Origin of the sequence: Anaerovirgula multivorans (assembly GCF_900188145.1) — a bacterium.
GTDB lineage: Bacteria > Bacillota > Clostridia > Peptostreptococcales > Natronincolaceae > Anaerovirgula > Anaerovirgula multivorans.
The window spans coordinates 303,881-322,669 of sequence record NZ_FZOJ01000002.1 but is presented as its reverse complement, the minus strand read 5'-3'; the positions used below and the strand labels follow the sequence as shown (position 1 = coordinate 322,669).

The 18,789-nt window shown below is 35.7% G+C and carries 14 protein-coding genes; all 14 read left to right on the top strand.

Annotation, left to right across the window (positions count from 1 at the left end; genetic code table 11):
* A partial coding sequence (locus CHB72_RS03640) for a transposase (RefSeq protein WP_207652483.1) occupies positions 1-594 on the top strand: 594 nt, incomplete at its 5' end.
* A 133-nt stretch (positions 595-727) separates the two neighbouring features.
* Positions 728-2,170 carry a sigma-54 interaction domain-containing protein gene (locus CHB72_RS03635; RefSeq protein WP_089281505.1) on the top strand — a complete coding sequence of 481 codons (1,443 nt, stop codon included), beginning with the start codon at positions 728-730 and terminating at the stop codon, positions 2,168-2,170.
* A 289-nt stretch (positions 2,171-2,459) separates the two neighbouring features.
* Positions 2,460-3,944 (top strand): sodium-dependent transporter, encoded by a 1,485-nt coding sequence (locus CHB72_RS03630; protein WP_089281504.1) that lies wholly within the window; start codon positions 2,460-2,462, stop codon positions 3,942-3,944.
* 263 nt (positions 3,945-4,207) lie between these two features.
* On the top strand, positions 4,208-5,110 hold the full coding sequence (locus CHB72_RS03625; protein WP_089281503.1) for a glycyl-radical enzyme activating protein: 903 nt from the start codon (positions 4,208-4,210) through the stop codon (positions 5,108-5,110).
* A 6-nt stretch (positions 5,111-5,116) separates the two neighbouring features.
* Entirely contained in the window at positions 5,117-7,498 is a 2,382-nt protein-coding gene (gene hypD / locus CHB72_RS03620) for a trans-4-hydroxy-L-proline dehydratase (protein ID WP_242975020.1), read from the top strand.
* Between the two features lie 526 nt (positions 7,499-8,024).
* Positions 8,025-8,840, top strand: coding sequence for a pyrroline-5-carboxylate reductase (proC, locus tag CHB72_RS03615; RefSeq protein ID WP_408606537.1), 816 nt, complete (start codon positions 8,025-8,027; stop codon positions 8,838-8,840).
* Between the two features lie 478 nt (positions 8,841-9,318).
* Complete coding sequence (locus tag CHB72_RS03610) at positions 9,319-10,332, top strand: sialidase family protein (protein WP_089281502.1); 1,014 nt, start codon at positions 9,319-9,321, stop codon at positions 10,330-10,332.
* 67 nt (positions 10,333-10,399) lie between these two features.
* Complete coding sequence (locus CHB72_RS03605) at positions 10,400-11,335, top strand: dihydrodipicolinate synthase family protein (protein WP_089281501.1); 936 nt, start codon at positions 10,400-10,402, stop codon at positions 11,333-11,335.
* 50 nt (positions 11,336-11,385) lie between these two features.
* The gene (locus tag CHB72_RS03600; RefSeq protein ID WP_089281500.1) at positions 11,386-12,351 is read left to right on the top strand and encodes a tripartite tricarboxylate transporter substrate binding protein; all 966 of its coding nucleotides are present in this window, start codon (positions 11,386-11,388) and stop codon (positions 12,349-12,351) included.
* 88 nt (positions 12,352-12,439) lie between these two features.
* The gene (locus CHB72_RS03595) at positions 12,440-12,898 is read left to right on the top strand and encodes a tripartite tricarboxylate transporter TctB family protein (RefSeq protein ID WP_176431174.1); all 459 of its coding nucleotides are present in this window, start codon (positions 12,440-12,442) and stop codon (positions 12,896-12,898) included.
* Between the two features lie 14 nt (positions 12,899-12,912).
* A complete protein-coding gene (locus CHB72_RS03590; protein WP_089281498.1) occupies positions 12,913-14,421 on the top strand; it encodes a tripartite tricarboxylate transporter permease in 1,509 nt (502 codons plus the stop codon).
* Between the two features lie 49 nt (positions 14,422-14,470).
* On the top strand, positions 14,471-15,229 hold the full coding sequence (locus CHB72_RS03585; RefSeq protein WP_089281497.1) for an IclR family transcriptional regulator: 759 nt from the start codon (positions 14,471-14,473) through the stop codon (positions 15,227-15,229).
* 57 nt (positions 15,230-15,286) lie between these two features.
* Positions 15,287-17,080: an L-fucose isomerase gene (locus CHB72_RS03580; protein ID WP_089281496.1), complete on the top strand. Its 1,794-nt coding sequence runs from the start codon at positions 15,287-15,289 to the stop codon at positions 17,078-17,080.
* A 14-nt stretch (positions 17,081-17,094) separates the two neighbouring features.
* Positions 17,095-18,765, top strand: a complete 1,671-nt coding sequence (locus tag CHB72_RS03575; protein WP_089281495.1) for a ribulokinase — start codon at positions 17,095-17,097, stop codon at positions 18,763-18,765.
* The last annotated feature ends 24 nt before the right edge of the window (positions 18,766-18,789 follow it).

Below are 18,789 nucleotides of genomic sequence, written 5' to 3'. Positions count from 1 at the left end.
TCCAAATTTGTAGTAAAAGGTTTTTCAACTCAGCAATCCAAAAACCTTTCAAAATCAGTGAAGAAACATCAGTGGCAAAAAATCAATATCCAAGTACATGTTGCAGAAATTCCTAGCTCTACGGATTTAAGAATCATTGTTTGTGAATTTGTTGGTAAGGATGGAAAAATTAAATACTCTCATTTACTCACCAACATAAAAGCTGAAGAAATGGATGCAATCCAGCTATTTCACTTTTACAATGAGCGACAAACCATAGAAGCCTTCTTTAGGAGCTGTAAAGAAGTGTATGGCATTAAAAATTTAAGAACATCTAAATTCTATGGCATCTACGGATTTCTGTGGTTAGTGTTCATCAGTCATAACCTGATTACCTTGATGAAAAATACAGCATTTAACACATCTAAGCTTAAGGATATGGGTGTTAATTCACTGATAAAAAAACTAGGGACAATTTCTGCTAAGGTAATAGAACTAAAAGATCATGTTGAGATTGTTGTGCCTAGCTTATCAGAACTGGCAAAACTATTTGTTGAAGCATTACAACCTAAGTATGTTCAATTAAGCTTCCATGATTTTCTAAATACAGTTTAGTTATTTGTACAAAACTTAGGTAATTAAGCTCTATTAAAAGGAATTGATACAGAATCATGAACCTTGCGTATCTACTTATGAAATATATCATTTTTTATGTGACATAAAAAACCTATTAGGGGGGTGAATTCACATGGAATATAAATATATCTTAGAAACAATGTTAGTTCATTTGGATGAAGGCATCATTTTAGTAGACAGTGAGGCAAATGTGACTTTTTTTAATGAACCAGCCACTAATATAGCAGGAATCACTGATGAAGAGGCTATAGGTAAAAATATATTAGATATTTTTCCGGACTTAACGCCAGAGACCAGTACCTTTTATAGAGTTCTAAAAAATAGAGAAGCAATCATAGATTATGTGCAAACCTATGAAAACCATAAAGGAAAAAGGGTTTCAACCCTAACCTCCACCATTCCTTTAATTAAGAATGGAGTGATTATAGGGGCATTAGAAAAGTATAGGGATTTAAGCCAAGTCAAGTATTTATCAGAGCAGGTGGCTAGTTTACAAAAACAGCTTTTTCATAAAAATAAGGCGGATAGACAATATAGGGGAAATGGGACAATCTATACCTTTCAAGATATTATTGGGGAAAGTAACGTTATTAGAGAATTAGAAAAAAAGGCTAGTAAAATTGTTAATAGCGATTCCCCTGTTCTAGTTTATGGAGAAACGGGAACTGGAAAAGAGCTGTTGGTACAGGCGATACATAATGGTGGAAAAAGGAGAAATAAGCCATTTATTGCTCAAAACTGTGCTGCATTACCTAAAACACTTCTAGAGGGAATATTATTTGGTACTTCTTCCGGAAGCTTTACTGGAGCCAAGGAAAAATTAGGACTTTTTGAGTTAGCAGATGGTGGAACATTATTCTTAGATGAAATTAATTCTATGGACATAGAGTTACAAGGGAAGCTATTAAGGGTATTACAGGATGGTGCTATTAGAAGGATTGGAGATAACAAAACCACTGTAGTTGATGTAAGAATTATGGCATCAACTAATGAAGATCCAATAAAGGTAATGGAAAGAGGGGCTTTAAGAGAAGATTTATATTATAGATTACATGTTATATTCCTAACGATTCCTCCTCTAAGAGCGAGAAAGGAGGATATACAACCATTGGTTAACCATTTTATCAACAGCTATAATAAAAAACTTTTCAAAAATGTAAAGAAGGTTTCACCTGAAACAATGGAAATACTAAAACAATATCCTTGGTATGGCAACATTCGAGAATTAAAATATACACTGGAAAGTATCATGAATTTTATAGAAACAGATAGAATTACAACCCAAGATTTACCATATAATCTTTTAAAACACTCACAATCCAATCATTCCCTTACTACTCTAGATTCAAAGGAAGAAAAAGCATTAGATTCAGAAGCGGTTATAGCACCTTTGGAGGGTGCTTTAAAATGTTATGAAAAATTATTGATATGTAGAGCCATTGAAAAGTCTAATGGAAACTGTGCTGAAGCTGCAAGATTATTAAAAATCCCTAGACAAACCCTCCATAATAAAATACGAAAATATAAAATAGAGTGGAAAATTAACACAAAATAATTGTCCCAAAATATAGACAAAAGCAAAAAAAAGATATAAAAATGTTCCGATTTTGGGACGTTTTTTTTGTTGCTATATAAATATAATTTTAAAAATAAATATGACACAGTAAAGAATAGATAAAATCAAGATGTTATTAAAAAAGGAGTATTTTTCTAGTATCACAAAAAAATGGCATAAAAGTTGCAATATTTAGAATATACGGAGAAGTTCAAATTTAAGAAGGGAGGAAAAAACATAAAATAGCAGGAAACATATAAAAAAGTATATAAAGTTTGGGGGTAGTTAAATGAGTAAAAAGCAAGATGAACAATGGGGGAGTAGGTTGGGTTTTATTTTAGCTGCTATGGGTATGGCTGTAGGCACAGGAAATATATGGAGATTCCCTAGGATTGTTGGAAGTAATGATGGCGGGTCATTTTTAATAGCTTATACAATAGCCAATTTAATATGGGTTGTTCCTCTTTTAATGACAGAGATGGGGATTGGTAAGACCACAAGATTAGGAGCAATAGGTTCATTCAGAGACTTCTATGGTGAAAAGAAGACCTGGCTAGGTGGTTGGATTACATTAGTATGTGCAGCCATTACCTTTTACTATGCAGTAGTGTTTGCCTACGCACTACGTTATTTTGTATTTGCATTACAAGGAGCAATTAAACCTGGATTTGATTCCGTGGAGCTATGGGAAGGATTTGTGGGTAATCCTGCTCAAACCATATTTTTTCAAGCAATTGCAGTTATATTAACAGGTTCTGTGATTTATCGAGGAGTCAAAGGTGGGTTAGAGGCAGTAGCTAAAATTGCTATTCCTACACTATTTGCCTGTCTAATTGGCTCATCTATATGGGCACTTATGCAACCAGGTGCAGCCGTAGGTCTCAAATTTCTATTTGTGCCAAATTGGCAAGCTTTTGGAACCTCTAAGCTTTGGCTCAATGCATTTACCCAAGCCGCATGGTCCTCGGGTGCAGGTTGGGCAATGATGCTAACGTATGCAAACTATTTTAAGAAAAATGAAGATATAGCAGTAAACAGTTTTATGATTACCTTTGGAGATGCAGTTGGTGCAATTATAGCAGCTATGGCTGTATTACCTACAGTTTTTGTCCTAGCCGCTACACAAGCAGAAGCGGTTGAGGCTCTATCTGCTGGTAATATTGGACTTACATTTATTTACCTAGCTCAGTTGTTCCCCACGATACCAGGGGGAAATATTATTGCAATTGTTTTCTTTTTAGCATTATCCCTTTCAGCTTTAACATCTATTGTTCCACAAACAGAGGTTATTGTTCGAAACTTTATTAATGCTGGGTTTGATAGAAAAAAAGCCACTATTATCGTCTGCCTAGGGGTTTTTATATTAGGAATTCCATCCGCCTATAGTGTGGATATTTTAAATAACCAAGACTGGGTATGGGGTATAGGTTTATTGGCAAGTGGCTTGTTATTTGCCCTAGCTGTTTATAAATATGGGGTAGATCGTTTCCGTACAGAAATCATTAATAAATCTAGTGATATATATGTAGGAAAATGGTACAACTATTGCATTATTATGTTCCCAATGATGTTAGCTATTGTTGTGGGATGGTGGTTGTGGCAATCAATCACGTGGCATCCAACGAATTGGTGGAATCCATTGCTGGTAGATAGTTTTGGAACAGTAATATTCCAGCTTATAATAACAGGCATTGTTTTTTATATGATGAACAATTGGTTTATTAAATGGATTAAAAGGCCCAATGAAAAATTCAAAAATGAACTGAAGGTTTAAATAAAGGAGGATGAATAAATGGAAGGACAAACAATATTTTGGATGATTTTTATGCTAATCATTACTTTTGGTCCATTTTTCTATTTTGCAAGCTTAGCAGCTTCTAAAGAAAAAATAAAAGCCCAGAAGGAAGAATAGTTACGATAATATGAACTTTGCAGGATGAAGTTGTCAATCAATTAGATAAAATACGATATAATAGAATACACAACTTCATTTTGCAAAGCATATTTAAATTTTTTTAAATCATTTGAGGTGATGTCTTGGAAAAAGGGATTGTTTTCAATATACAAAAATATTCTTTACATGATGGACCAGGAATTAGAACCACTATTTTTCTAAAGGGTTGTCCTTTAAACTGTTGGTGGTGTCATAATCCTGAGAGCAAAAGATTAGAAAAACAAGTCATATTTACAAAAAAACGATGTATTGGATGTGCAACCTGTGTTAGTAAATGTCAGGAATATGCCATAGACTTAATAAAAGAAAATAATATTATTGATAAGGAGAAGTGTAATGACTGTGGAATTTGTACTGAAGTATGTCCTACAAATGCCATTGAGTTGATTGGAAAAGAAATGACGGTTTCAGAAGTAATGAAAGAAATAGAGAAGGATAGGGTTTTCTACGAAGAATCAAAGGGAGGCGTAACCTTTTCAGGTGGTGAGCCTTTAATGCAGGATAAGTTTTTATATGAGCTTTTGAAGGAATGTAAGGAAAAAAAGATTCATACAACAGTAGACACTTCAGGATTTGCAAGCTGGAGCACTCTAGAAAAAATAAGCAAATTAACTGATTTATTCTTATATGATATAAAGCATATGGAAGAAGAAAAACATCTAAGATTTACTGGTGTATCTAATATTCCTATATTTAAAAATCTAGAGAAACTTGTGTCAGCACATCCAAATATTCATATTCGTATGCCAATAATACCTAGAATGAATGATGATGAAAATAATATTCTAGCTACTGGAGAGTTTATTTCATCTCTAGGTTTAAATAAAGTAAATATACTTCCATATCATTGCGTTGGTGTAGATAAATATAAAAGGATAGGAGAAATATATAAAATTCCAGAAATACTGGAGCCCGCTCATGAAGAGATGGAGGCAATTAAGAAAAATTTGAATTTATTGAAATTAAATGTAATCATAGGAGGGTGAAGATGAATGGAGATAAAATTAAGAGGAATGAATAAAAGGGTTCAGAAATTAAGGCAGCAAAGCGAAATAACCTATCCCAGTATTTCTATCGAGAGAGCAGTGCTGGTTACAGAGGCTTATGAGAAATATAGAGATAAGGTTTCTATACCAGTTCTTAGAGCTTTGACGTTTAAACATTTAATGGAGAATAAAACAATATGCATAAATGATGAGGAGCTAATTGTTGGAGAAAGGGGTGAAGGACCCCAGTCAGCTCCTACCTACCCAGAATTATGCTGTCATACCTTAGAAGACTTAAAAATAATGAATGATAGGAAGAAGATATCCTTTTTTGTTAGTGAGGAGGTGCGAGAGACTCAAGAGGAAAAAATAATTTCCTATTGGCAAGGAAAATCTATGCGGAACTTAATATTTAATGCAATGGAACAGGAATGGAAGGATTGCTATGAGGCTGGAATATTTACAGAATTTATGGAACAAAGAGCTCCTGGACATACAGTGGGAGACAATAAGATTTTTGAAAAAGGTTTTTTTGATTTTAAAAGAGAAATAGAGGAACAGCTACAAAGTCTTGATTATTATAATGACCCTGAAGCCTATGAAAAGCAAGAGGAGCTAAAGGCTATGAATATCTGTGCAGATGCTATTGTGATTTTTGCTAAGCGGCATGCTGAAGAAGCAAAGAGCTTGGTCGAAAAAGAGGAAAATCCTCAACGAAAGAAGGAATTGGAAAAAATAGCAGAGACATGTTATCATATCCCGGAAAATCCCCCAAGAAATTTTGCAGAAGCATTACAAAGCTACTGGTTTGTTCATCTGGGGGTGATTACAGAACTAAACACTTGGGATGCTTTTTGTCCTGGAAGACTTGATCAGCATCTATACCCTTTTTATAAAAAGGATATAGAAGAAGGAACCTTAACCTATGAAGAAGCAAAGGAACTTTTACAGTGTTTTTGGGTGAAATTCAACAACCAGCCAGCACCTCCAAAAGTAGGAATTACCTTAAAGGAAAGTGGGACCTATACAGATTTTGCCAACATTAATATTGGAGGCTTAAGAATAGATGGTTCTGATGGGGTTAATGAAGTATCCTATATGTTACTAGAGGTCATTGATGAAATGAAACTATTACAACCTAGCTCCAATATACAAGTCAGCAAGAAAAGCCCAGACTACTTTATTAAAAAAGCTGAGGAGGTTATTAGAAAGGGATGGGGTCAGCCTTCTGTGTTTAATGCAGATGCTGTTATAGAAGAACTACTACGCCAGGGAAAATCTATTGAAGATGCTAGGTGTGGTGGTACCAGTGGTTGTGTAGAAGCAGGAGCATTTGGAAAGGAAAGCTTTATTTTAACAGGATATTTCAACTTAACGAAGGTATTGGAAATTACATTAAACAATGGAGTCGATCCTATAAGTGGTAAAAAAATAGGCCTTGAAACAGGTGCTGCAGAAAATTTTCAGTCCTTTAATGAACTGATGGAGGCATTTAGAAGACAGCTACATTATTTTATCGATATAAAAATTAGAGGAAATAATATTATTGAGAAGCTATATGCTAATTATATGCCATCACCCTTCCTGTCTATTATAATAAGTGACTGCATCAAAAATGCAAGAGATTACAATGCTGGAGGTACTAGATATAACACCAATTATATACAAGGAGTGGGAATCGGCAGTATTACTGACAGTTTATCGGCTATTCAATATCATGTTTTTGACAAGCAAACCTTATCTATGAAGGATTTGTTAGAAATTCTAAAGGAAAACTTTCAAGGAAAAGAAAACATAAGGCAACTGCTTTTGAACAAAACACCTCGGTATGGCAACGATGATGATTATGCCGATGATATTATGGTAAGGATATTCAACAGCTTCTATGAAGCTGTTAATGGAAGAAGGTCTATGAGGGGAGGAACCTATCGAATCAATATGTTGCCCACCACCTGTCATGTATATTTTGGTTCTGTTATAGGTGCAACTCCTGATGGTAGAAGAGCAGGCTTGCCCTTATCAGAAGGAATTTCTCCAGTTCAAGGAACCGATAGAAAAGGACCAACCGCTGTCATCAAGTCAGCGGCAAAAATGGATCATTTAAAAACTGGGGGTACATTGTTAAATCAAAAATTTACTCCTCAGTTGTTAGAAGACGAAAAGGGATTGGATAATTTAATGTATTTAATCCGTGCTTATTTTAAATTGGATGGTCATCATATACAGTTTAATATAGCTGATGCAAATACCTTAAAAAAGGCACAAAAAAATCCTGAAGCCTATGAGGGTTTAATTGTACGAGTTGCAGGCTATAGTGATTATTTCAATAACCTAGATAAGGGATTGCAGGACGAAATTATAGCTAGGACAGAGCATGAAAGCTTTTAAACTGAAGTGATACAAGATAGAAGGATATAAAAAAAAATGAACTATAGCTAGTAAAAAATAAAAGCAGGGCAAGTCCTGTAATTGTTGAAAAGTAAATCTGTTTATAAAAAAGGAACTCTACAAAAAGGGAGTTTCTTTTTTATATACTAGGAAAGTTCTACTTTCCTTAATTTACCTCTTTTAAACCAATGCTTGAGCCTATTGAATTTTCTGATCTGAAGCATAGATCCAAATTAAAATATAAAAGCAATCATGGAATTTTTATTGGAAATTTTATCTTTTGTCCTTAAGGTATTGATTTTTTCTCCAGGATGGTATATCTTAGGGAAGTAAACATTTAACTTAAATAGCTTCCGTTAGTTTTATCAGCATCCTTTTATATGTGTTTGTCGCAAAACTAATTATAAAAGGATGTTTTTATTATGGAACTTTGTTCTGATTTTTAATAGAGAAAGGGAACCATTTTATTAGAATTACTAGAGAGAACAGAAGAGGTTACAGTTTTTGGAAAATAATGAATGAGGTGATGAATTTGCAAAAGAAAATAGGTTTTATCGGAACAGGAAACATGGCGGATGCTATGATAAAGGGTTTAGTCAATAATTTTCAAGATATTTATAAAAAAATGTATGTAAGTGATAAAGCTTTAGATAAAGCTGAAGAAATGGCTAAATTATATGATCTCAATCTATGCCAAAGTAATGTAGAGGTAGTGAAAAACACTGATATTATTATCTTAGCTGTTAAGCCCAATATCTATAGATATGTGTTAGAAGAAATCAAGGGTTATGTTACAAATAATCACATTCTTATTTCAATCGCTGCTGGCATATCTATTGATTTCATACAAGGTTATTTTGATTATCCAATAAAAATAGTAAGAACTATGCCAAATACTCCGGCTTTTGTAGGTGAAGGCATGACAGCTGTTACTGCAAATAGCGAAGTGAAACATGAGGAATTGGAAACAGTATTAAATATATTTAATAGTATTGGAAAAGCAGATATTATCGATGAAAAGCTTATGGATATGATTCCTGCCGTCAGCGGCAGCAGTCCAGCCTACGTCTATATGTTTATTGAAGCTTTAGCAGACGGGGCAGTTCTGCAGGGAATGACAAGAGATAAGGCATACCAATACGCTGCTCAAGCAGTAATGGGGGCGGCGAAAATGGTTTTAGAATCAGGAAAACATCCAGGTGAACTAAAGGATCAAGTTTGTTCTCCAGGTGGCACGACGATTGAAGCGGTTTATACTCTAGAAAAGAATCATTTTAGAGGAATCATTATAGAGGCTATGGAGGATTGTACTACTAAGACCAAGAAATTGACCGGGAAATAATCTTAATCTTAAAATATAAAAAAACAGAAAAGCCACTAATAGGCGTCTATAGAGTTCTAGGTGAGGGAATTGTTCAACAGTTCCCTGTTATGTAAACTATAAAAAAGAGAAAAATCTTTTTAGGATTTTTCTCTTTTTTATAGTTAGTTGTAGAAAATAAATTGCAATTAAATCAATATATTTTCAAAAGCGAATTTCCAATGTTGGATATCAATATAATAGTAAGCTAAGCAATGTAGATAGTAAACTAAATATAAATAATAGTATTATTAATCAGTAATATTGTTGACAGAGAAACAGAATTGTTATATAATTCAGTATATAATCAATAATGAACGATGTTCATTATTGATGAAAATATTAATATGTTGATTACACCTAGAAAATTATGTTACTTAAATAAAGATAATAGAAAATACCCTAAAGGATTCAAATTTCGATTTGTTATCTAGATATTGCTTAGTCAGGAGGCGTTTTAATGCATGAAATTATTGAGCATAGCCATGTAATCAATGGTGATTTGCCATTTGAAATGTGCCATGCATCAACTTTATTAAGATTAGAAGATGGCAGCATTTATCTAGCCTGGTTTGCAGGCACAAAGGAGGGAGAGGCTGATGTAGATATTTGGATTTCTAAAAAGGAAGGTGATAAATGGAAAAATCCCTTCAAAATATCTGACGAGAAGGAGGTACCCCATTGGAATCCAGTTTTATTACAACGTGGTAATGGAGATATTCTTTTGTTTTATAAGGTTGGCAAATTACTAAAGGAATGGTATACCAAAGTAAAGATATCAAAAGATGATGGTGAAAGTTGGGGTAAAAGCTTCGAAATGGTTCCTAAGGATAGAGGTGGAAGAGGGCCTGTAAGAAACAAAGTAATTTTACTTTCCAATGGCTGGTTAGCTGCACCTGGCTCTACTGAAAATGGCATATGGAAAGCTTTTGTAGATATATCAAAAGATGATGGAGAATCTTGGGTAAAAAGTGCTGACATAATGATCAACAACATTAATGATCAGCAAGTGGAAAAGGTTTTCAGTGATATACCTGTAACAGAACAGTCCTTTAAGGGAAGAGGTGTGATACAACCAAGCTTGTGGGAGTCCAAGCCGGGGCAGATACATATGCTGCTACGCAGCACAGAAGGCTGTATTTATCGCAGTGATTCTTTAGATTATGGCATTACTTGGACAGAGGCATATCCCACAAATTTACCAAACAATAATAGTGGTATTGATGTAGTAAAAATGCAAGATGGTACATTGGTATTAGCTTACAATCCTGTTGGTATTAATTGGGGACCGCGTACTCCTATGGTCTTATCGGTTTCTAAAGATAATGGATTGACTTGGCATGAAGAAATTAAATTTGAAAGTGATGCTGGTGAATACTCTTATCCGGCAATTATAGCAGTGAAAGATGAAGTGTTTGTTAGTTACACATGGAATCGTAAAAATATTGCATTTTGGCAGATTAGAATTAAGTAACAATAGTTTAAATAAAAAAACAAAAAATATATTTTAAAATTATAGTGACGAAAGGTGTTAGTAGTAGATGAAAAATTATATACCAAATGGAGTATGGCCCACAATGATTACACCTTTTTCAGATGGAAAAGTAGATTATAATGCATTAGAAAATCTTATAGCTTGGTACATAAAAAATGGTGTCGCTGGTCTTTTTGCAGTTTGTCAATCAAGTGAGATGTTTAAATTATCTCTTGAAGAAAGAATTGAAATAGCAAAATTTGTAAAAAAGATTACGAATGGGCAGGTGCCTGTGATTGCATCAGGTCATATATCAGAGGATTTGTATAGTCAATTGGAAGAAGTCAATCGTATGGCTGAGACCGGGATAGAAGCAGTTGTTCTAATTACAAACAGATTTGCTGCAAGGCATGAATCAGATGATATATGGAAAGCAAATTTAGAAGAATTCCTAAAAGATATTCCGCAAGAGATTACCCTTGGATTTTATGAATGTCCTTACCCATATAAAAGAGTATTATCTTCTGAATTAATGAAATGGTGTGCTGAAACAGGTAGGTTTACCTTTTTAAAAGACACTAGCTGTGATTTAGAGAACATAAAGGAGAAGTTAATAAAAACAAAGGGAACTGGATTAAAGCTATTTAATGCAAATACAGCAACACTGTTAGCGTCTTTAAAAATAGGAGCCAACGGGTACAGTGGTGTCATGGCAAATTTTCATCCTGATTTATATGTGTGGTTATGTAATAACTGGGATAAAAGTCCAGAGAAGGCTTCTGAATTACAAAATATTCTTAGTATGTGTGCATTAATTGAAAAACAATTGTATCCAGTGAATGCAAAGTACTATATGAAGTTGGAGGGCCAAAAGATTTCCTGTGAAAGTCGTACGAAAAATGCAAATGAATTGACCGAAACCTATAAATTAGAGGTTCAGCAGTTGAGAAATATTTCAAAGAAATTATCTAAGGAATATCCAATATCTAGCTTGGTGAAGTAATTAAAATATTATTAATTGATATGAAATTAAAGATAAAAGGGAGGATGAACATGAAAAGAAAAAGTATCATTTTAATTGCTGTAATTATGATGTTTTCACTAATTATGACGGGATGTGGAAGTAAAGAGTATCCTCAAGGGGGGCAAATAACAGTCATTATTCCAAAATCTCCAGGAGGAGGAACAGATATAACTGCCAGAGGATTAATTCAGTATATGAAGGAGCATGCTGAAGGAGCTACTTTTGTACCAACCAACAAGCCCGATGGAAATGGTGTCACTGGTATGGTAGAGACAGCAAATGCAAAGAAAGATGGTTACACGCTTGGGATGGTAACTGTAGAGCTAGCTATGTTTCCACACTTAGACCGAAGTCCTGTTACTTATGAAGATTTTATTCCAATCGCCGCGCCAATCGCTGACCCTGCGGCGGTGATTGTACCTGTAGATGCACCCTATCAAACATTGCAAGAATTTATTGATTATGCTAAAGCACACCCTGGAGAACTACAGGTTGGTAACTCCGGCACAGGAGCAATCTGGCATCTTGCAGCAGTTGCAATGGAAGATCAATTTGGTATTGAATTAACTCATGTACCTTATTCAGAAGGAACCGCTCCTTCAATTGCAGCAGTAGTAGGTGGGCATATTGATGCAGTTATGTCCTCCCCTTCAGCAGCAAAGGCACAGGTAGATGCAGGTGCTCTTAAGATATTGGCTGTGATGGCAGATGAGAGAACGGATATTTTCCCAGAAGTACCAACCTTTAAGGAATTAGGTTTTGACTTTAGTATTCGTGCATGGGCAGCCCTTGTTGCACCAAAAGATACACCTGAGGAAATTGTAGACTATTTAGTTACTGCAGCACAAGCAACTGTCAATGATCCAGCCTTTAAAGAATATTTAAGCAAGCAAGGGATTTCACCGGTGGATATCACGGGAGATGAAGTCTATAAAATGATGGAAGCAGATCACAAGTATTATGGTGAGTTATTAAAAATGGTAGATGTTCAATAAGTAAGGATATTTTAACCCTGATAAGATAAAAAATCTTATCAGGGTTATACAAACCATCCCATCTACTCAACGAAGGAGGGACAGTTCATTGAAAAAATGGAGTTATATTATTGCCTGTGTAACCACCATTATTGGGGGAACCTTTATTTATTTGTCTAAAGACTTTCCCCAAAAGGCTGGTAATGCCCCAGGTCCCGGTTTATGGCCAGGTTTATTAGGAGCAGTACTAATAGGTCTTTCTTTAATTCTTGTGATTAGCACTTTAACTACAAAAAAAACATCTATGATGGAAAATATGGTACTTTTAACGGTGCCCATAAAAAGAGTATATAAATTGATGGGTATAACCATAGCCTTTACTGTTATTTTATACTTTTTTGGTTTTGTTATAGCAACTTTATTATTTATTCCTGCCGTTATGTATTTGCTGGAGGTCAGAAGCTTGAAATATATGGTGACCACAAGTTTATTGGTTACAACATTTATTTATGTTGTTTTTGTTTTGATTCTAAATATACCATTGCCAAAACCAATATTTTTTAGATAAGGGAAGGTTAACATATGGAGAATATAATACTAGCTTTTCAAAATGTAGTGACAATAGAAAATGTAAGCTTAATCCTTTTTGGCACATTGGTTGGCATTATTGTTGGAGCATTGCCAGGGTTATCTGTTAACATGGGGATCGCCTTGTTATTTCCTATAACCTTTGCCTTTCAAGGAATGAGCGGTATTTTAATGTTAATTGGTATTTACTGTGGAGCCATTTATGGTGGATCTGTTTCTGCTATTTTATTAAATACTCCTGGAACGCCAGCATCAGCTGCCACCACATTAGATGGCTACCCAATGGCAATAAAAAATGGCGAACCAGGGAGGGCACTTGGAATATCCACCTTCAGCTCTGTTTTCGGAGGCCTGTTTAGTGCAGCTTGTCTAATGATTGTTTCTCCATTACTAGCTAAGGTTGCTTTACAATTTTCTGCTCCTGAATATTTTGCTTTAGCCATATTTGGTATCAGCATTATCACCAGTGTTTCCTCAAAGTCTATTATAAAAGGTATGATGGGGGGCATATTTGGCTTACTGATTTCCACCATAGGAATTGATTCCATGACGAGTCATTTACGGTTTACATTTGGTTCCATATATTTAATGGGGGGAATTTCCTTTGTACCCGTCCTGATAGGTTTATTTGCATTTTCTCAAGCACTATTAACCGTGGAAGATGCTTATGGAGAAGAAGCTGTTAAATATAATGTCAAATTAGACAGAGTATTTCCCTCTATAGCTGACTTGAAACGTATTTTTTTTACTGTACTAAGATCCTCCTTCATTGGTACATTTATAGGGGCAGTACCCGGTACCGGAGGCGATATTGCTTCTTATATTTCCTACAACGAAGCCAAACGTTGGTCAAAGCATAAGAATGAGTTTGGAAAAGGAGCGGTTGAAGGGGTTGCAGCACCAGAAGCCGGTAACAATGCCGTAAGTGGTGGGGCATTTGTGCCAATGCTGACACTGGGAATACCAGGAGACGGTGCAACAGCTATCATACTTGGAGCTTTGATGGTGCAAGGGATACAGCCAGGACCTCTATTGTTTACGGAACATACCTCTAAAGTGTATGCTATATTCCTAGGATTATTTGTTGCCAATGCTATTATGGGTATTTTAGGGTTTTCTAGTATTAGGCTTTTTGTGAAGGTAGTCAATGTTCCTAAGAAGATTTTAATTCCCATTATTTTTACTTTAACTTTTGTAGGTGCTTTTGCTATTAATAATAGCTTGATAGATGTTTTTGTGATGGTGTTTTTTGGGATTGCAGGCTACTTTTTAATCAAATTTGATTTTTCTATGTCTGCAATTGTTATTGGTATCATTTTAGGACCACTGGCAGAAAGCAATCTGAGGAGAGCATTGGTTATGTCATCGGGAAACATCTCTATATTTTTTACGAGACCAATTAGTTTGTTTTTCATATGTGTGTCAGTGCTGTCTCTTGTTGCCCCGATTATATCAGCTTTTATAAGAGAGAGAAGATTGGAGGTTGACAATTTTAAAGCATAAGTATACGATAAATGAAAAAAGTTCATTAATAATGAAAAGAGGTTAACTTATGCAAAATGAAATAGAACCAAAGGTAAAATCCCTTTATAAAGCTTTAAAATTATTAGATTACTTTGATGCAGAGCATGCTGAGCGAGGTATTACGGAAATTGCAGAATTGAGTGGGTATCTTAAGAGTACAGTCCATAATATTATGCAAACCTTTGAGCAATGTGGATTTGTACGTAAAAGCAGCTCTAGTGGCAAATATAAGCTTGGGGCAAAAGTTTTGGAGTTAAGTCATGTATATTATTTAAGTAACAACATGATCAAGGTAATTAAGGGCTTTATGAAGGAAATTAGTGGAGAAACAGGAGAAACCGTTTTTCTTGGGACGCTGTCTGGAAATGAAGTAGTTTATGTAGAGGCCGAATATCCAGCAAATTCCATGAGAACAGGGCAGGCTTTAGGTTTTAAAGCCTCCCTGTATTGTACTGGCATAGGGAAGGCTATACTTGCCTTTTTACCAAAAGAAGAGATTGAAGCTGTACTTAAAGGAGAACTCAAACAATTTACGCCTAATACAATAAAGGATAAGCAATTATTGCTGAAAGAGCTTGAAATGACATTAAATAGAGGGTATGCCATTGATAATATGGAGCATGAGTATGGAATTCGATGTGTTGCAGTTCCAATTAAAAGCAGGAATGAAGAAGTAAGGTATGCTATGAGTATAACTGGACCTTCTTTAAGGATGACAGACGAAATTATTGAAAAATACAGTAAATTGTTATTAAAGAAAAGTGAAGAGATATATAGATTATTATAGTCTTTAAAGCATATCAAAGGTGTAAAATATACGCTTGAATGAAAAGGGGGAATCCTAATGCAGGAAGGATTTAGACTTAATGGTAGATTGCCAAAGGTTGGTATCAGACCAACGATTGATGGCAGAAGACGGGGAGTAAGAGAATCATTGGAAGAACAAACTATGAATTTGGCTAAAAGAGCAGCAAAATTGATTGAAGAAAACCTGAGGCATCCAAGTGGTGAGAAAATAGAGTGTGTCATTGCAGATACAGGGATTGGTGGGGTTGCAGAAGCAGCTCGTTGTGAGGATAAATTTCAAAAAGAGGGGGTTGGTGTTTCTCTAACAGTTACCTCCTGTTGGTGTTATGGTACAGAAACTATAGATATGGATCCTACAAGACCTAAGGCAATTTGGGGATTTAATGGAACAGAAAGACCTGGTGCAGTTTACCTGGCAGCAGCGGCAGCTGGACATGATCAAATGGGATTACCGGTGTTTAGTATTTATGGGAGAGATGTTCAGGATATAGGGGATGAGGAAATTCCAGAGGACGTACAGGAAAAGATTTTGAGATTTGTTAAGGCTGGTTTAGCAGCAGCTGCCATGAAAGATAAATCCTACTTAGCCATAGGAAGTGTGTCAATGGGTATTGCTGGATCTATTGTGAATCCCGATTTTTTCAATGATTATTTAGGAATGCGAAATGAATATGTAGATATGAGTGAGATTGCCAGACGTATTGAAGAAGGTATCTATGATCATGAAGAATACGAAGAAGCTTTAGTATGGGTAAAAAAGCATTGTATTGAAGGAGAAGATAGAAATCCTGAGGGTTCTAAATTTTCAAGAGAAAAATTAGATAGGGACTGGGAATATGTTGTTAAAATGGCCATAATTTGCCGAGATTTAATGGTGGGAAACAAAAAACTGAAAGCTATGGGGTTTGCTGAGGAAGCGGAAGGGCATAATGCTATTGCTGCTGGATTCCAAGGACAACGTCAATGGACAGATTTTAGACCCAATGGAGATTTTATGGAAACTATTTTAAATTCCTCTTTTGATTGGAATGGAGTACGTCAGGCGTATATTATGGCTACAGAAAATGACACTTTAAATGCAATACCCATGTTATTTGGACATCTGTTGACTGGAACAGCTCAAATCTTTTCAGATGTTAGAACCTACTGGAGTCCAGAAGCTGTAGAAAGAGTAACAGGGTTCAAGCTAAAAGGGTTAGCAGCTAATGGAATGATTCATTTAATCAACTCTGGATCTACCTGCTTAGACGGTACAGGCCAGCAGGTGGATGCAAAGGGTCAGCCTGTTATGAAGCCTTATTGGGATATTACAGAAAAAGATGTAACAAACTGTTTAGCAGCAACTAAATTCAGTCCAGCAAATGCCGGGTATTTTAGGGGTGGTGGTTTTTCATCTACCTTTTTAACCAAAGGTGGTATGCCTATTACCATGTCAAGAATTAATCTGGTGAAAGGATTGGGTCCAGTACTTCAAATTGCAGAAGGATTTACCATAGATTTGCCTAAAGATGTTCATGATATATTAGACCAGAGGACAGATCCAACCTGGCCAACTACTTGGTTCTCACCTAGACTAACAGGGCAAGGCGCCTTCAAAGATGTATATACGGTGATGAATAATTGGGGAGCCAATCACGGAGCTATTAGCTATGGCCACATCGGGGGAGAATTGATTACCTTAGCTTCCATGCTTAGAATTCCTGTGTCAATGCATAATGTTGATGAAGAAAATATTTTTCGACCTAAATCATGGGCTGCCTATGGCACAGTTGATTTAGAAGCTGCCGATTACAGAGCTTGTCAAACCTATGGGCCATTATACAAAAAATGATATGAGGTGAAAAAATGGGTTTATATACAATTGGTGTTGATTTTGGAACGCTTTCTGGAAGAGCAGTAGTGGTTGATGTAAACACAGGTGAAATTATGGGCAGTACTGTTACTACCTATCCCCATGGTGTGATAGAGAATAGACTTCCTGATTCCCATCGTACACTTGGTACAGATTGGGCATTGCAGGACCCCACAGATTATTTAAAGGTTCTGGAGGAAGGGATTCCTGAAGCCATTAGATTATCGAAAGTGGATCCCCAACAAGTTATTGGGATAGGTATTGATTTTACGGCTTGTACAATGATGCCTATTAAAGCCGATGGCACTGTGCTTTGTCAGCTAGATGAATTCAGAGACAATCCACATGCTTGGGTTAAGCTATGGAAACATCATGCAGCTCAAAAACATGCAGATCTTATTAATGAAGTGGCTCAATATAAAGAGAAAGCGTTATTGGAAAGATATGGAGGCAAAATTTCGTCGGAATGGCTGCTGCCTAAAGTGTGGCAAATACTAGAAGAAGCACCAGAAATATATGAGGCGTGTGATTTATTTGTTGAAGCTGGCGACTGGGCAGTGATGCAACTAACCGGTGAATTGGTTCGCAGCAGTTGTAATGCGGGATATAAAGGCTTATGGCATAAACACAAAGGTTATCCATCAAAATCCTTTTTAAAGGAACTAGATTCCAGACTGGAGAATTTAGTAGAAGAAAAATTATCAGGATTAATTTTGCCAATAGGATCAGCAGCAGGCACCTTAACCTTTGAGATGGCCAGCAAATTAGGGGTGACAGAAGGCATAGCGGTTGCTGTTGGAGTGATTGATGCCCATGTAGCGGCACCAGCCTGTGGTGTTGTAAAACCCGGTCAAATGCTTATGATTATGGGAACATCCGCCTGTGATATTGTATTGAGTGAAGAAGAAAAAATTGTAGAAGGTGTAAGCGGTGTTGTAGAAGATGGAGCAGTAGCTGGTTATTTTGCCTATGAAGCAGGTCAAGCGGCGGTTGGAGATATCTTTGATTGGTTTGTAACAAATTGTGTACCAGAAACTTATTATCTGGAAGCAAAGGCAAGAGGTGTGAATATACATCAACTGTTAGAAGAAAAAGCATCTAGATTGAAACCAGGTCAGCATGGATTATTAGCTCTTGATTGGTGGAACGGCAACCGTTCCGTACTTGTGGATGCAGATTTAACTGGTTTTATTGTTGGATTAAATTTGGCAACAAAGCCTGAAGAGATTTACAGAGCATTAGTTGAAGCAACGGCTTTTGGAAAACGTATGATTATTGATGCTTTTAAAAGCCAAGGGGTTGATATTGACGAATTAGTAGCTTGTGGAGGATTATCCCATAAAAATAAGATGCTGATGCAAATATATGCAGATATTACAGGGATGACTATAAAAATTGCAGACTCAGATCAAGCTCCTGCTTTAGGCGCAGCTATTTTTGCAGCTTTAGCTGCAGGGAAAGAGCAGGGGGGATATGATGGTATGTTGGAGGCTTCTAATAAAATGGCTAAATTAAAAGATGAGACCTATCAACCTATTGAGAAAAATGTGAAGATTTATAATCAATTGTTTGAAGAATATCGAAAATTACATGATTATTTTGGCAAAGGTCAAAACAATATTATGAAACGATTAAAAAGCATAAAAATGAATAGTAGTCTATAAACAGAAAAACAACAAAGGGACCTA

Excerpts from the sequence above, each read along its gene's own strand:
- CHB72_RS03590 (WP_089281498.1), top strand. The coding sequence starts at position 12,913 with ATGGAGAATATAATACTAGCTTTTCAAAATGTAGTGACAATAGAAAAT.
- hypD (WP_242975020.1), top strand. The coding sequence starts at position 5,117 with ATGGAGATAAAATTAAGAGGAATGAATAAAAGGGTTCAGAAATTAAGG.
- CHB72_RS03585 (WP_089281497.1), top strand. The coding sequence starts at position 14,471 with ATGCAAAATGAAATAGAACCAAAGGTAAAATCCCTTTATAAAGCTTTA.
- CHB72_RS03605 (WP_089281501.1), top strand. The coding sequence starts at position 10,400 with ATGAAAAATTATATACCAAATGGAGTATGGCCCACAATGATTACACCT.
- CHB72_RS03600 (WP_089281500.1), top strand. The coding sequence starts at position 11,386 with ATGAAAAGAAAAAGTATCATTTTAATTGCTGTAATTATGATGTTTTCA.
- CHB72_RS03610 (WP_089281502.1), top strand. The coding sequence starts at position 9,319 with ATGCATGAAATTATTGAGCATAGCCATGTAATCAATGGTGATTTGCCA.
- CHB72_RS03635 (WP_089281505.1), top strand. The coding sequence starts at position 728 with ATGGAATATAAATATATCTTAGAAACAATGTTAGTTCATTTGGATGAA.
- CHB72_RS03575 (WP_089281495.1), top strand. The coding sequence starts at position 17,095 with ATGGGTTTATATACAATTGGTGTTGATTTTGGAACGCTTTCTGGAAGA.
- CHB72_RS03630 (WP_089281504.1), top strand. The coding sequence starts at position 2,460 with ATGAGTAAAAAGCAAGATGAACAATGGGGGAGTAGGTTGGGTTTTATT.
- proC (WP_408606537.1), top strand. The coding sequence starts at position 8,025 with ATGAATTTGCAAAAGAAAATAGGTTTTATCGGAACAGGAAACATGGCG.
- CHB72_RS03580 (WP_089281496.1), top strand. The coding sequence starts at position 15,287 with ATGCAGGAAGGATTTAGACTTAATGGTAGATTGCCAAAGGTTGGTATC.